At 70.0% G+C, this 13,574-nt stretch carries 12 protein-coding genes; 7 read left to right on the top strand and 5 right to left on the bottom strand.

The window, feature by feature from the left end; genetic code table 11:
• Nucleotides 1-8: 8 nt before the first annotated feature.
• The 4 genes from ACP7BP_RS18010 to ACP7BP_RS17995 all read right to left on the bottom strand — a co-directional run bounded on the left by ACP7BP_RS18010 (nt 9) and on the right by ACP7BP_RS17995 (nt 4,847).
• Nucleotides 9-1,580, bottom strand: a complete 1,572-nt coding sequence (locus tag ACP7BP_RS18010) for a hypothetical protein (RefSeq protein WP_426246581.1) — start codon at nt 1,578-1,580, stop codon at nt 9-11.
• Between the two features lie 217 nt (nt 1,581-1,797).
• Entirely contained in the window at nt 1,798-3,216 is a 1,419-nt protein-coding gene (locus tag ACP7BP_RS18005) for an amidase (protein WP_426246579.1), read from the bottom strand.
• Nucleotides 3,213-3,395: a hypothetical protein gene (locus tag ACP7BP_RS18000; RefSeq protein WP_426246578.1), complete on the bottom strand. Its 183-nt coding sequence runs from the start codon at nt 3,393-3,395 to the stop codon at nt 3,213-3,215. The genes ACP7BP_RS18005 and ACP7BP_RS18000 overlap by 4 nt, the downstream gene beginning before the upstream one ends.
• A gap of 12 nt (nt 3,396-3,407) precedes the next feature.
• Complete coding sequence (locus tag ACP7BP_RS17995; RefSeq protein WP_426246576.1) at nt 3,408-4,847, bottom strand: APC family permease; 1,440 nt, start codon at nt 4,845-4,847, stop codon at nt 3,408-3,410.
• 194 nt (nt 4,848-5,041) lie between these two features.
• Between ACP7BP_RS17995 and ACP7BP_RS17990 the strand changes: the two genes are divergently transcribed.
• From ACP7BP_RS17990 to menC, 3 genes are read left to right on the top strand one after another with little or no spacing between them, the layout of a single operon-like run.
• On the top strand, nt 5,042-5,941 hold the full coding sequence (locus ACP7BP_RS17990) for a GNAT family N-acetyltransferase (protein WP_426246575.1): 900 nt from the start codon (nt 5,042-5,044) through the stop codon (nt 5,939-5,941).
• Nucleotides 5,941-7,095 carry a M20/M25/M40 family metallo-hydrolase gene (locus tag ACP7BP_RS17985; RefSeq protein ID WP_426246573.1) on the top strand — a complete coding sequence of 385 codons (1,155 nt, stop codon included), beginning with the start codon at nt 5,941-5,943 and terminating at the stop codon, nt 7,093-7,095. The genes ACP7BP_RS17990 and ACP7BP_RS17985 overlap by 1 nt, the downstream gene beginning before the upstream one ends.
• Nucleotides 7,095-8,204, top strand: a complete 1,110-nt coding sequence (gene menC, locus ACP7BP_RS17980; protein ID WP_426246571.1) for an o-succinylbenzoate synthase — start codon at nt 7,095-7,097, stop codon at nt 8,202-8,204. The genes ACP7BP_RS17985 and menC overlap by 1 nt, the downstream gene beginning before the upstream one ends.
• 3 nt (nt 8,205-8,207) lie before the next feature.
• Here the strand turns inward: menC and ACP7BP_RS17975 are convergent, their stop codons facing one another.
• On the bottom strand, nt 8,208-9,818 hold the full coding sequence (locus ACP7BP_RS17975; protein WP_426246569.1) for a PucR family transcriptional regulator: 1,611 nt from the start codon (nt 9,816-9,818) through the stop codon (nt 8,208-8,210).
• Nucleotides 9,819-10,174: 356 nt separating this feature from the next.
• On the opposite strand from ACP7BP_RS17975, the gene ACP7BP_RS17970 reads away from it, so the two are divergent.
• The 4 genes from ACP7BP_RS17970 to ACP7BP_RS17955 all read left to right on the top strand — a co-directional run bounded on the left by ACP7BP_RS17970 (nt 10,175) and on the right by ACP7BP_RS17955 (nt 13,572).
• Complete coding sequence (locus ACP7BP_RS17970; RefSeq protein WP_426246568.1) at nt 10,175-11,326, top strand: tyrosine-type recombinase/integrase; 1,152 nt, start codon at nt 10,175-10,177, stop codon at nt 11,324-11,326.
• A gap of 563 nt (nt 11,327-11,889) precedes the next feature.
• The gene (locus ACP7BP_RS17965; protein ID WP_426246567.1) at nt 11,890-12,738 is read left to right on the top strand and encodes a hypothetical protein; all 849 of its coding nucleotides are present in this window, start codon (nt 11,890-11,892) and stop codon (nt 12,736-12,738) included.
• A 2-nt stretch (nt 12,739-12,740) separates the two neighbouring features.
• The gene (locus tag ACP7BP_RS17960) at nt 12,741-13,172 is read left to right on the top strand and encodes a holo-ACP synthase (protein WP_426246565.1); all 432 of its coding nucleotides are present in this window, start codon (nt 12,741-12,743) and stop codon (nt 13,170-13,172) included.
• A 7-nt stretch (nt 13,173-13,179) separates the two neighbouring features.
• A complete protein-coding gene (locus ACP7BP_RS17955) occupies nt 13,180-13,572 on the top strand; it encodes a helix-turn-helix domain-containing protein (RefSeq protein ID WP_426246564.1) in 393 nt (130 codons plus the stop codon).
• The last annotated feature ends 2 nt before the right edge of the window (nt 13,573-13,574 follow it).

The following is a 13,574-nucleotide window of genomic DNA, read 5'->3' as shown; positions in this document are numbered from 1 at the left end:
GGCGTCCGTCAGGGACTGAGGACGGCGCCTTTGCCGCCGGTCCGCGCGGCGTCGAAGCGGTAGTTGTCGCGCCACTCCGCCCAGCCGGGGCCCGCGGTGGAGACCGCACCCCAGCCGGTCGGCCGGAAGCGGTTGTCGACGGCGCGGATGTTGCCGTAGGTGCCGCCCTTGGTCTCGGCGTAGAGGTTGTAGCCCTCGCCCTCGAAGTAGTTGCCGCGCAGTGTCAGGTTGTAGATCGGCACCCAGGTCGGCTGGATGAACAGCCCGCCCGTGGTGTTGCCCCCCGAGGCGTCCAGCCGGTTGTCGACGAACTGCACCGTGCGAGTGTCGGCGGCGTTCTTGCGGAAGTCGCGCACGGTCGCCGCCTCGTTGTGGGAGTCGCCGGAGGAGCGCAGACCGGTCACGTAGTTCTGCGCGGCGAGCGCGTTGTGGACGGTGCCCGTCTCGAAGAAGCAGATGCCGGAGCCCATGCCGTGCATGTAGTTGCGCTGCAGGGTGCCGACGCCGAGGAAGGCGCACGACTTGGCGACGGTGGCCGCGGAGAGGGCGCTGCCGTCGATCTCGGAGTCGCGGATGACGACGTTGCCGACCGGCGTGGCGTTGCAGTCGGCCGCACAGATGGTCGTGGTCACCAGGAAGTTGTTGTGGTAGCCGGTGCTCGTCGGGCGCATGCAGGACCGCTCGACGGTGATGTCGCCGTTGGAGAGGTCGAGCGGCACGGTGATCCGGACGCCCGCGAGGACCGCGCCCCGTGCCGGCTTGGCCGGACCGGTGTACGCCGGCAGCGACGCGCAGCTGAGCCCGTACGGCGCCAGCCCGACGTTGGTCGCGTCGAGCTGCCAGCCGCGGAGGTCCTTGGTGGGCGGCGCCGGCGGCGGCGGGACCGGTGTGGGAGGGGGTGTGGGCGTCGGCGTCGGCGTACCGGTGGGCGGGACAGGAGTCGGCGTGGGGATCGGGGTCGGCGTCGGGTCGGGGACGGGCGTCGGTGTGGGGGTCGTGGTGCTCGGCTCCTTGCGCACGACCCTCACATCGTCGAGCAGCACCCGGTCGCGCCGACCTTGCCTGGTTTGCACCTGCACGGAGATGCGCGAGGTGGCCGAGGAGCGGAGCAGCTCGACCTCCGTACGACGCCACCGGTCGCGCACCACGAAGCTGTCGCGCGCCGTGGTGAGCACCGTGCCGTGGGCGGCGTCGATCTCGCGGACGACCAGGCTCGCGGGCACGGAGCCGCGCTTGGAGCGGAGCCAGGCGCTCACGACGTGCGGGCCGCTCTGGTCGCTGCCGACGACGTCGGTGCTGGCCGTCACCCGGCCGGAGGCGTGGGTGCGCAGCCGAGCGGCCCGTCCGGAGTTCCGGCCGTGCGCCACGGCGGTGAGCCTGGCGGGGGCGCTCGCCGACCAGCCGCGGGTGCCGAGCTCGAAGGTCTCCTCGTACAGCGTCCCGCCGGCGGGGTCGGGGTGCACGCTGTGCATCCCTGCAGGGCTGGCGACGGCGGGCGTGGACATCAGCAGACCGGTCGGGGGAGCGAGCAGCAGTACCGAGATCAGGGCGCGCTCGAACACGGTTCGTGGGTTCTTCACGGCGGGTGTGACCTTTGGGTGAGGGCAGCGACGGGGGACGAGGGATATCCCGAGACGTCTCGAACCCAGTGCGGGTTCGGAGGACCAAGTGAGATCGACCGTACCCAAATTGGGGTATGCCCACAGGCGAATGATCAATCGCCCGGGTAAAGAAAATCCGCCCTCTGCTGGACGGTGGAACAGAGTCTCCCGCGCGGCCGGCGCGCTGCGCTGGGCGCTAGCGGTCGAGGTACGCCGTCGGCCGGTGCGACCCGAGCGGCGCCGTCGACTCGAGCACGTGCCCGACGTCGAGCACGCTCTGCTCGCCGCGCGCCGGGCCGATGATCTGCATCCCGACCGGGAGGCCCTCGGCGAGGCCGCAGGGCACCGACAGGGTGGGCAGGCCGAGCAGGCTGGCCGGGCCGACGAGGCGGATGAGGTTCTCCAGCGCGTCGACGTCCCCGCCGTTGAGCTTCGCCGTCTCCTCGCCGATCGTCGGCGTCCGGATCGGCAGCGTGGGGCCGGCGATGACATCCACGTCGGCGAAGGCGGCCTGCACCTCAGCGCGGAGGTGCCGTCGTATCTGCTGCGCCTCCAGGTAGTCCACCGCCAACGGCAGCTCGCCGCACTCGAGCAGCAGCCTGACGTCGTCGCTGTAGTCCTGTGGCCGGTCGCGCAGGTTGGCCCGGTGCACCGTGCTGGTCTCGCTGGTGTCGATGATGGTGAGGGCGTACTCCGCGTCCTTGAGGCCCGGGATGCTGATCTCCCGGATGTCCGCGCCCAGGCCGCGCAGCGACTCGATGCCGGCGCGGACGGCGCGGGCGATCTCGTCGTCGACGTCGTGGAAGTAGAAGTCCTCGACGACACCGATGGTGACGCCCTCGAGGCTGGTGCGCAGCGAGCCGGCGGTCTCGGTGCCGGGCTGGTTCAGGGACCCGGGGTCGCGCGGGTCGTAGCCGCTGGTCGCGTCGAGCATGATGGCGGCGTCCCTGACGCTGCGGGTCATCGGACCGACGTGGTCGAGCGTCCAGGCCTCCGGGAAGACGCCGTACCGGCTGATCCGGCCGTACGTCGGCTTCAGGCCGACGATGCCGCAGAACGCCGCTGGGATGCGGATCGAGCCGGAGGTGTCCGACCCGAGGGCTGCGGTCGCCATGTTGCTCGCGAGGGCGGCGGCCGAGCCGCCGCTCGAGCCGCCCGGGCTCTTGTCGAGGTCCCACGGGTTGCGGCAGGTGCCGTAGTAGCGGTTGTCCGTCGTGCCGCCCAGCGCGTACTCGTGCATGTTGAGCTTGCCGAGGAAGACCGCGCCCGCGTCGGCGAGCCGGTCGACCACGGTGGCGTTGGTGCTGGAGACGAAGTCGCCGTGGATCTTCGAACCCATCGTGGTGACCCGGTCGGCGAAGTAGATGTTGTCCTTGATCGCCAGCGGTACGCCGTGCAGCGGGCCGCGGTAGCGGCCGCCGGAGATCTCCGACTCGGCCGCCCGGGCTGCCGCCAGCGCGTCGTCCCGGTAGACGTCGATGTAGGCCTTGAGCGCGTCGTCGTACCTCCCGACGTTCTCCAGCACGGCCTCGGTCACCTCGACCGGCGACACCTGGCCGGACTCGATCATCGGGGCCAGCTCGTGCACCGGCAGGGCCGCGAGGTCCTCGCTCATGCCTGCTCCTCCGCTGCGCTCCAGGTCACGGCGATCTCGTGGTCGGCCAGCAGCGACTCGTCGACCTGGGCCCTCAGCCCCCGGAGCTTGGTCCAGTAGTCCTCGAGTGCGGTCTCGTGCTCCGCCGGGACGGTGAGGTCCCGGTTGCGCAGCAGCTGCATCACGGTCGGTTTCGTCATCGGTTTCCCTTGTCAGTCGACGAGCTGCGGCTCGCGCAGGGCGGCCATCGCCTCGCGGCGCGACCGCAGGTAGAAGAAGTAGTAGGCGAGGCCCAACGCGTAGATGATCGCAACCGCGATCAGGTCCTTGGAAGCCTGCTGGCTCAGCGCCAGCAGGGCGCCCACGATGGCGAGCAGCGGAGGCAGCGGGTAGAGCGGCAGGCGGAAGGTCCGCACCGAGGACTTGTCCCGGGTGCGGCTCACGATCGTGGTCACCCCGACGAAGACGTAGATCGAGATGGTCAGCACGGACACAAAGGTCACCACGGCGACGATGTCGGAGGCGAAGCAGAGGATCGTGGCGCAGGTGCCGACGAAGAGGGTGGCGACCCACGGGGCGTCGGTCGAGGGCAGCAGCTGCTGCAGCGCCTTGCTGACCGGCGACGGCCAGATGCCGTCCCGACCGCTCGCCCACAGCACCCGGGCGAACTGGAGCGTGATCGCCAGGCAGGCGTTGAAGAACGCGATGACCGCACCCACGACGAGGATCGTGGTGGCGGTGTGGCCCCAGTGCTGCTCGACGACGTAGGTGAGCGGGGTGCTGGAGGAGAGGAAGTCCTTGAGGTCGGGGGCACCGAAGGCCGCACCGAGGAAGGCCGCCAGCTCGAGCCCAACGCCGACGAGGCAGGACAGCAGGACGGCCTTGCCGACGTTGCGCGTCGAGCCCTTGGTCTCCTCGGCGAACGAGATGGCCGCGTCGTACCCGTTGACGGACTGCAGCGCGATGGCCACCGCGGCGACGACGGCTCCGGTGCCGAAGGACTGCAGCGTCCCGTCGACGACCCCGACCGGGTCGAAGAAGGTCGAGATGCTCTGCGTCGGGTTGGAGAAACCGGCCACCGCGATCACCACGATGACGACCATCTCCAGGGCCAGGAAGAGCGCGGTCATCAGCGCGTTCACGTGGATCTTCAGCATCGCCAGGCCGGTGACGATGACCATGGCGATGGCGGCGGAGAGGTTGACCGGGAAGGCGTCGTTGAGGGAGTTGAGGTAGATGCCGACGCCGAGCGCGATGCTGGCGGGCAGGAAGATCGCCTGCACGACGTAGCTCAGGAGGGTGAGGAACGCGGCCCAGGTGCCGAGGACGCGCGCCACGATCGAGTAGATGCCGCCGGCGATCGGGTAGAGCGAGCCCAGCTCGGCCATGCACAGCGCCACCATCACCGCCAGTGCCGCACCGGCCACGTAGGCGAGCACCGACCCGGTGCCGGCGACCGCGACGACGGCGAGGCCGACGATCAGCAGGGAGCCGGCGGGCGTGATGTCCGAGAGCGTCAGGATCACCGACTCGAGCGTGGACAGGCCTCGCTTGAGCCGTGGCTTGTAGCCGAGCTGGCGCAGCCGGGTGTCGCCGTCGATCTCGACGCGACCGGAGTCGGTGGTGGGAGAGCCGCTGGGTGCGTGGGCCATCAGTGATCCTTCAGGGGTCGGGCGGATGGACGCCGGGGTCCACCGGGTGCGGCGAGCCTAGGGGAGGCCCCGACCGCAGAACCTGTGCCGTTCGCACAGGCTTTCGCCCTCAAGGTGGTGCATCTGCACGATGCCGGGAGCGGGCGGCGCAAGGAAGCATGGCGGCCGACCGACGCCCGCCGAAAGGATCCGCCATGCCGCAGACCGCGCCACCCGTCGAGGGACGGGGGCGGGACGGTGCGACCTCCCGGGACGAGCTCGGCAAGACGGTCGCCGCCGCCGAGCGCGACGCCCGCGAGGCAGCGGACTGGGCGCAGATCGAGATCGTCGAGCCCCAGCACGAGTCCGCCGCGCGCCAGATCGAGGAGGTCGGCGACCGGGTCTGGGGCCCGGGCGGCACGTTCGCCCGCAACGAGCTGCGGGCGATCATGCACGCCGGCGACCCGGTGCACCTGGCCCTGGACCGCACCCTGCCCGGACTTCCCGCCGTGGGGTTCGCGGTCGGGTTCCTCGGCTGGGCGCCCGTGCTGCACGTGCACTCGCACCAGGTGGGGGTCGTGGACGGCTACCGGCGCCGCGGGGTCGGCTACGCCCTCAAGCTGGCCCAGCGCCACACCTGCCTGGCCCAGGGCATCACCGACATGCGCTGGACCTTCGACCCGCTCGTACGCCGCAACGCGGCCTTCAACCTGGAGGCGCTCGGAGCCCGGGCCGCCGCGTTCTACGTCGACTTCTACGGCGTGATGGACGACGCGATCAACGACGGCGACGCCTCCGACCGGCTGGAGGCGATCTGGGCGTTGGCGAAGCCGCTGCCTCCCGCGCCTGCGCCGGCACCCGCGACCGATGACGAGCTGCTGGCCCTGCTCGTCGAGCGTGACGGCTGGCCGCAGCTGACCGGCACCGAGCCGTCGGCGGGCGCCGTACTCGCCGTCCCGGCCGACTACGAGACCCTGCGGCGCCGCGACCCCGCGCGCAGCAAGGCCTGGCGCGCTGCCTGCCGCGAGGTGCTGCGGGCGGCGTACGACGACGGGCTGCGCGTCGGCCGGGTCACCGACGCGCGCTACCAGCTCGTCGACGGGGAGGACGCCTGATGCCCGCGCCGGATCCGCTCGTGGACCTGACCGCCCGACTGGCCGCCCAGCAGCACGACATGGTGGCGATGCTGGACGCGCTGGTCTCCAGCGAGTCTCCCTCCGACGACCCTGCTCTGCTGGACCGCACCGCCGACCTGGTCGCCGACCTAGGGGAGCGCCTGCTGGGTCGGCCGGCTGAGCGGGTGGCGAGCGACCCGCCGGCTCTGCGCTGGGACCTGCCCGGGGTGCGCAGCGACGCCGCACCGGTCGTCCTGCTGAACCACCTGGACACGGTCTGGCCGGCCGGCACCCTGGCCCGCTGGCCGTTCTCGGTGACCGACGACCGCGCGACGGGCCCGGGTGCGTTCGACATGAAGGCCGGCATCGTCCAGGCCCTCTTCGCGCTGGCCGCGCTCGCGGCGGCCGACCTGCCGCGGCCGCCGGTCGTCGTACTCGTGACGGCGGACGAGGAGATCGGCTCGCCCGCCGGACGCGCCCTCGTGGAGGCCGCAGCGGAGGGAGCCGGCGCGGTGCTGGTGCTGGAGGCCTCGGCCGACGGGGCCCTGAAGGTGGAGCGCAAGGGCGTCGGCAACTACTGGCTGCACCTCACCGGCCGGGCCGCGCACGCCGGGCTCGAGCCGGAGAAGGGCGTCAACGCGCTGGTCGCCGCCGCCGAGCTGGTGCTCGCGCTCGACGGCATCGCCGACGCCGCGGTGGGCACGACCGTCACGCCGACCCTGAGCACCGCCGGGTCCGCCCAGAACACCGTGCCGGCCAGCGCGTCGATCGCCGTCGACGTACGCGCCGCCACGGTTGCCGAGCAGGAGCGGGTCGACGACGCACTGCGCGCCCTGCTTCCGTCGAACGGCGCCACGGTGGAGGTCGCGGGCGGGATCAACCGGCCGCCGCTCGAGGAGCGGGCCGCGGCCGACCTCTTCGCGCTGGCCCAGCAGGCGGCCAGCCGCTGCGGCCTGCCAGCGCTGACCTCCGCGCGCGTGGGCGGCGGGTCCGACGGCAACTTCACCGCCGCGCTCGGCGTACCCACGCTGGACGGGCTCGGCGCCGTCGGTGCCGGCGCGCACGCCGAGGGCGAGTATGTCGTCACGACCGCCATGCCACAGCGCGCTGCTCTGCTCGCTGCCCTGATCGTCGAACTCTCGAGGAGAACCTGATGAAGCTCGGGTCCGTGGAGCTGCTGCGCCTGAAGATGCCGCTGGTCTCGCCGTTCCGCACGTCGTTCGGCGTGCAGACCGGGCGCGACGTCCTCGTGGTGGTCGCGCACACGACCGACGGGGTGACCGGCTACGGCGAGTGCGTCGCGCTGGCGGACCCGGTCTACAACGAGGAGTACGTCGACGGGGCGGCGCAGGTCCTGGCGCGCTACCTCGTGCCGGCCGTCCTCGCCGAGCCCGACCTCACCGCCGCGAAGGTCGCCGACCTCACCGAGGGCATCGTCGGGCACCGGATGGCCAAGGCCGCGCTGGAGCTGGCGGTGCTCGACGCGCAGCTGCGCACGGTGGGCATGAGCCTGACCGACTACTTCGGGGGAGTGCGGGAGCGGGTCGACGTCGGCGTCTCGGTGGGCATCACCGAGACCGTCGAGCAGCTCGTCGACGTCGTCGGCGAGTACCGGGCGCAGGGCTACCGCCGGGTCAAGCTGAAGATCCAGCCCGGCTTCGACATCGCGCCGGTGGCCGCGGTCAGGGAGGCGTTCGGGAGCGACCTCGCGCTCCAGGTGGACGGCAACACCGCCTACCGCGCCAAGGACCTGGCCCTCCTGACCGAGCTGGACGCCTTCGGCCTCCTGCTGATCGAGCAGCCCTTCGAGCACGACGCCCACGGGCTGCACGCCGAGCTGGCGGCCCGGTGCATCACGCCGATCTGCCTGGACGAGTCGCTGACGACGGCCGCGAACACCGCGGCCGCCATCCGCGCCGGCGCCTGCAGCATCGTGAACATCAAGGCCGGCCGGATGGGCGGCTACCTCGAGGCGCGGCGTACTCACGACGTCGCCACCGCCCTGGACACCCCGGTGTGGTGCGGCGGCATGCTGGAGACGGGTCTCGGCCGGGCCGCGAACCTGGCCCTGGCCTCGCTCCCGGGCTTCACGCTCCCCGGCGACATCTCCGCCTCCGAGCGCTACTACGCCGAGGACATCACCGAGCCGTTCCTGCTGGTCGACGGCCAGGTCGCCGTGCCGCAGGGGCCGGGGCTCGGGGTCACCGTGCGCGAGGACGTGCTGCGCGAGGTCCTCACCTCGCGCGAGACCGTGTCGGCGTAGGGGTCAGAGCCGGCGCAGGTGCAGGGCGGCGATCAGCCGCTCCTCCGGGTCGTCGAGCCGCATGCCCGACAGCGCCTCGATGCGTTGCAGCCGGTAGCGCAGCGTGTTGCGGTGCACGTTCAGCGCCCTCGCGACCGCGCCGGTGTCGCCGAACCCGTCGAGCCACGCCCGCAGGGTCACGCCGTAGTCGGTGCCGTGCTCCGCGTCGTACTCCACGATCCGGGCCACCGGCCCCTCCCACAGCGCCGACATCGGCGTCAGGGCCGCGAGGGCGCCGTAGAGCGACACCGACGCGCGTACGTCGGCGTGCGACGCGACCGGCCCGCGAGCCGGCTCGCGCGCCAGGCACTGCAGGATCTCGTCGACCGACGCCGTGCTGGCCGCGGCGTCATGCAGGGTCGGCACGACCGGCCCGCAGGCCACGCGCACACGGAAGCCCGCCTGCTCGGCGTCGCCCGCGAGCCCGACGGCCAGCCGGCGGATGCCGGTCTCGACCTGCGCCGGGTCGCCGGTGACCTCCGGGAGAAGCGCCAGCATGCGCACGCCGGCCAGGGCGCTGGACACGTGCCACCGGAAGGCCATCGCGCGGGCGTTGATGAGCTCGTCGAGCCGGCGGTAGGCGTGGTGGTCGGCCGGTAGCGTGCCGCGGGAGTCCAGCGCGATGCCCATGACCGCGGCCGGGAGGTCGGCGTCGAAGCCCAGGGCGGCGGCTGCGGTGCCGACGTCGACGCGATCCTCGAGGAGCTGGCGGAGCATGTCCTCGCGGTGCTGCTGCAGCGTGAAGCCCACGCTCTGCGCGCGGAGCAGGTGCCCCGACGCCGCCCGCGAGGCGTCGAGCATCACCTTCTCCGCCTCGCGCCCGAGGGGCACCTTCCCCTCGAGCGCCCACAGGGTGCCGAGCATCTCGGTGTCGGCGCGCACTGAGATGGCTAGCCGGCGGCTCAGCCCCAGCTCGGCGTCGGCCTCGAGCTCGACGACGGTGTCGGAGCGCCGCAACGCGTTGAAGACGCCCCGCTCGCGGAGGTAGTGGAGATAGATCTCGGGCACCCGCCGCCCGAGGATCGCCTCGCGCCGCGGAGCGTCGAGCACGTCGTCGTGCAGCGTCGAGTAGGCCAGCACGTGGCTGGTCGCATCCTCGACCGTGACGGCGCCCCCGACCGCCTTGGCGAGCACGTTGGCGAACCCGAACAGGTCCCCGACCGCCTGCAGGCTCCCCGACGACGAGTGCGCGGCGGTGATCGCGTGCCGCATCAGGACGCTGATCTGCTCCCACCGCATCGCCGTGGGCAGCACCATCAGCGTGACGCCCGCCCCGTCGGCGGCGCTCCGCAGCTTGGCCAGCCCTTCATCGGGCGCCTTGACCACCACCGCGGCCGCCTGCGCTATGCCCGCCGCCTCGACGAGCGCGACGGCCTGCTGCGACGGCGCCCGCACACCCACCGCCAGCACGAGGTCGCCCTGCCGGATGACCGGGGGATTGACGGGGTCGTGCACGATCACCTCGCGGGCGAGCGCCGTCTCGAGCCCGGGCGTCGAGATGACGCGTACGACGGCCGACCCCAGCGTCTCCACGAGCCGGCTGAGTGGCACGCCGTCCGCGTCGACACTCACCATCTGCTGGGCTCCACTCGGCTCGTACGGGTCTCGATGTGCGTGTGCAGCCTCCCATGGGCGGGCGGGGTTGTGGGCGCTGTGATTGCGCCTCGAGCGAAGGCGGCAAACCCTCATGCCTATTGCGGCGCGACTAAAGCTCGGGAGAACACCGATGGATGTGAAATTGCTCGGGGCGATACTGGGATTGAACCTTTGAGAACAGGCCTACCACGAGACCTCGTCGGACGTCCACTTTCGAGGTAAACTCGCAGGTTAGACGGCGTATGAGTCAGTGACAGGTCAGGACAGCTTCGGACACGAAATGACCTCGCTATTCCTCGTATGTTCCTCAAAAGGCGATACTGGGGTGGCAAAAGATGTCTCGCAAGCAGCCTAGACCGAGGCGCAGTTTCGGGCGCATCGAGCGGCTCTCGTCGGGTCGCTACCGGGCGGCGTACACCGGTCCTGATGGCAATCTCTACCGCGCGCCCGTCACGTTCAGCGCCCGGGACGACGCGACCGCCTGGCTGTCTGCGCGACGGGCCGAGATCGAGATGCAGGTATGGGCCCCCGCCGCGACCACGCAAGCAAGCTTCCGGCGCACGACTCCAACGTTCAGCGCTTATGCCGATCACTGGCTGGAGACCCGGAGGACCAAGGGCCGTGAGCTGCGACCCACCACGCGCGGGCAGTACCGCATGTTGCTCGACAAGTTCATCTACCCGACGTTCGGCGACGAGCGCATCGACAAGATCTCGAACGAGGACGTCAACGACTGGTACGACGCGTTGGCGCCCGGTCGCGAGACGATTCGGGCGCAGTCCTACAGCCTCCTGCGCACGATCTTCAACAGCGCTGCCACGGAGCGTCCTCAGCCATTCATTCCCTACAACCCGGCACACATCCGGGGCGCCGGCAACACGAAGCGTGTCCATCAGGTCGAGCCGGCGACCCTGGAGGAATTGCGGGTGATCGTCGAGGAGCTCCCAGAGCGCTACAAGCTGATGGGGCTCCTTGCTGCTTGGTGCGCCATGCGCTTCGGGGAGCTCGCCGAGCTCCGTCGCGGTGACATCGACCTGCGGACCAACCGCGTCAAGATCCGGCGCGGCGTGGTCCGCGTCGATGGGAAGTTCATCGTCGGTCAGCCCAAGTCGGACGCCGGGATTCGCGACGTGGCCATCCCGCCTCACTTGGTGCCGCTGGTGAAGGACCACCTGGCGAATCACACCGCTCCCGGCAAAGACTCGCTGTTATTTCCCGCGTCTGCCGATGAGAACACCCACATGGCGCCGTCGACGCTGTACCGCGTCTACTATCCAGCCCGCGAGGCTGCCGGCCGCAAGGACCTACGTTGGCACGACCTGCGCCACACCGGCGCCGTCCTCGCCGCCCAGACAGGCGCCACACTTGCGGAGCTGATGGGTCGACTCGGCCACACGACGCCGAGTGCTGCGATGCGCTACCAGCACGCTGCTGCCGATCGCGACGCCGAGATCGCCCGACGGTTGTCCGAGCTGGCGGGGGAGTAAGAGGTTCCGGGCAGACTCTGAACGCTTGTACGAGCACCGGGTCACGGGCAAGGGATCCTCGGCGTCTGTTTGCCCTTGACTTTCAATGTCAGAAAATGTGACATTGGGGTCATGACATCGAACGTGAGTGCTGGCGCAGAGAGCGGCGGCGGGAGCTTCTTCCCTTCGTCCATCTCAGCCGTACACACGATCCCGCCGCCAGCCACCTCCGCGCACCCCGTCTTGACGTTGGCGCAGCGTGTTGCCGCCGTGCCAGGACTCGGGCGGTCCGAGCTGCGGGCCGCTGACGCGGCGGCTATGTCAGCCACCCTGCTGGAGCTCTGGGCCGCGATGGCCAACAGGCCAGCCCAGGAGCTTGCGGCGGGTGAGATTCACTCAGACGGAACCACGCGCATCAGCAGTCAGGTCGCGGTCTGGTTGATCGGTCGGGTTTCCGAAGCATACGGACGTCGGAAGCTTGTCAACCTGGCGCGCGTGAAAGACCTGGAGTCGCTTCGCAGCCTGGGCGGCCTCACTGGGCTCCTGGGATCAGTCATCAGCGCAGATTCGGAAGGCACCCTCGTATGAGCAGCTACATCGAGCCTGCAGCCAACCTCAGTGAGGCATGGCTGCGCACCGTGGAACACGTGGCCAATGAAGGCGGGCACGCAGTCAACGTGATCACGACGATCAATGACCCACTGGCGCCCGAGACCGAAGGGATTCGCGCAGCGCTCGACGCGGTCCTGGCGGTTCCGCGAAAGAAAGTTCGCGTTCAGCCCGTCGAGACCGTCGCCGGCACGATCTTCCCCCGCGACATCTACGCTGACACCGGAATTATGTTCGTTCCTGGCATGGACGAGGAGTCGCTGGCCAAGCTGGATGCAAGCGCCGCGGACCTCTACGAGTGCTACGGGGAGATGCTGCCAATCCTGACGACCGATTCGGCGAACCGGCGCGGGACCTACTTCGGGCGCATGGTGAGTTGGCCGGGCAAGACCGGGGGCGGCGCCAATCAACTGGCTGATCGAATCAGGCACTTCCGTAGTGCGCGGACACGGAATGTCAGCCAGAGAAATTTGGAGGACATTGCGATAGCGGGTGAAGCTGAGACCGGAGACCCTCTCGACGGACTCCAAATTTATGCAGCGAGCGATCTGCGTGAGTACGGATTCCCTTGCCTGGTCCATGTGGACCTCACCCTGTATCAGAACCACATCAGCATGGCCGCCACCTACCGGCATCAGTATCTGGTGACCAAGGCATACGGCAACCTGCTTGGCCTCAGCCGCCTTCTCAGTTTTCTAGCCCAACAGACCGGCTACGAGGTCGGAGAGCTGATGGTTAACGCCACCTTCGCGGACGCAGAGCACAGCAACTACACCAAGGCCGGCGTGGCTGAACTGATCACGGCCGCCAGAGGGGCGGCGTAGCGATGTGTGCCACCGCGGCGGGCATCGACATGGTGAGCATCAACCAGATGGACGCCATGCTCGAGGCGTCAGGGCAGCCCTACCGTGACATGTGCTGGAGCCGCGCAGAGCAGGCCTACTGCGGTGCGTCAGTCGCTCGATATGCCGCTCGGTGGGCAGCCAAGGAGGCAGTGATGAAGGCGCTGGGCCACGGCATCGGCGAGGTGGATCCACTCGATATCGAAGTCGTCTCCTTAGAAGGCCGGCGGCCTGAGCTGAGGTTGTCAGGCACTGCGAGCGCGTTCGCGGAGCAGGCGGGTGTCTCATTGACATTGTCGATGAGCCACGAGGCCGACCTCGCCACCGCGTTGGTTGTCGCGACAAGGTGCTGTGCGACCTACGCCCCGCCTGATCGGTGCGCCACGGCAACAACTTCGACGAGCCAAGCGAAATGAGATGGACATGGACCTGACCGAACAGCAGGCGGTGGGGCAGCGACTTAGGAGTGCGCGGGAAACCCTCGGTCTGACACAAGAAGATGTAGCGGGCGCTCTCGGCATCCAGCGCACCAGCGTCATTGCACTGGAGGCAGGGAAACGAAACGTCAGCGCCGTGGAACTTCGCCGTCTCGCGCGGCTGTATCGACGCAGTGTGGCGTGGGTGCTTGGCGAGGAGCCCGACGCGGAGCTCATCGGCGACAACGGTGCCCTCTACCGGGCGACCGCAGAACTTTCACCGGAGGACAAGGAGCAAGTGCTTCGGTTCGCCGAGTTCCTGGCCGCCGCGAAGACTCAAGGAACCTCAAAGCCTCGAATCCGCGCGGCCCGAAACCTACCTGCGACTGACGGAGGCTGACG

Origin of the sequence: Nocardioides sp. LHG3406-4 (assembly GCF_049897745.1) — a bacterium.
In the GTDB taxonomy this organism is placed as follows: Bacteria; Actinomycetota; Actinomycetes; order Propionibacteriales; family Nocardioidaceae; genus Nocardioides.
The sequence above is the reverse complement of the archived record's forward strand: the minus strand, read 5'-3'. Positions and strand labels throughout refer to the sequence as shown.

What these genes read in the sequence shown, in the direction of transcription:
- ACP7BP_RS17965 (WP_426246567.1), top strand. Translation starts at nt 11,890, where the DNA reads ATGAGCAGCTACATCGAGCCTGCAGCCAACCTCAGTGAGGCATGGCTG.
- ACP7BP_RS17955 (WP_426246564.1), top strand. Translation starts at nt 13,180, where the DNA reads ATGGACCTGACCGAACAGCAGGCGGTGGGGCAGCGACTTAGGAGTGCG.
- ACP7BP_RS18005 (WP_426246579.1), bottom strand. Translation starts at nt 3,216, where the DNA reads ATGAGCGAGGACCTCGCGGCCCTGCCGGTGCACGAGCTGGCCCCGATG.
- ACP7BP_RS17975 (WP_426246569.1), bottom strand. Translation starts at nt 9,818, where the DNA reads ATGGTGAGTGTCGACGCGGACGGCGTGCCACTCAGCCGGCTCGTGGAG.
- ACP7BP_RS17990 (WP_426246575.1), top strand. Translation starts at nt 5,042, where the DNA reads ATGCCGCAGACCGCGCCACCCGTCGAGGGACGGGGGCGGGACGGTGCG.
- ACP7BP_RS17995 (WP_426246576.1), bottom strand. Translation starts at nt 4,847, where the DNA reads ATGGCCCACGCACCCAGCGGCTCTCCCACCACCGACTCCGGTCGCGTC.
- ACP7BP_RS18000 (WP_426246578.1), bottom strand. Translation starts at nt 3,395, where the DNA reads ATGACGAAACCGACCGTGATGCAGCTGCTGCGCAACCGGGACCTCACC.
- ACP7BP_RS17985 (WP_426246573.1), top strand. Translation starts at nt 5,941, where the DNA reads ATGCCCGCGCCGGATCCGCTCGTGGACCTGACCGCCCGACTGGCCGCC.
- menC (WP_426246571.1), top strand. Translation starts at nt 7,095, where the DNA reads ATGAAGCTCGGGTCCGTGGAGCTGCTGCGCCTGAAGATGCCGCTGGTC.
- ACP7BP_RS17970 (WP_426246568.1), top strand. Translation starts at nt 10,175, where the DNA reads ATGTCTCGCAAGCAGCCTAGACCGAGGCGCAGTTTCGGGCGCATCGAG.
- ACP7BP_RS17960 (WP_426246565.1), top strand. Translation starts at nt 12,741, where the DNA reads ATGTGTGCCACCGCGGCGGGCATCGACATGGTGAGCATCAACCAGATG.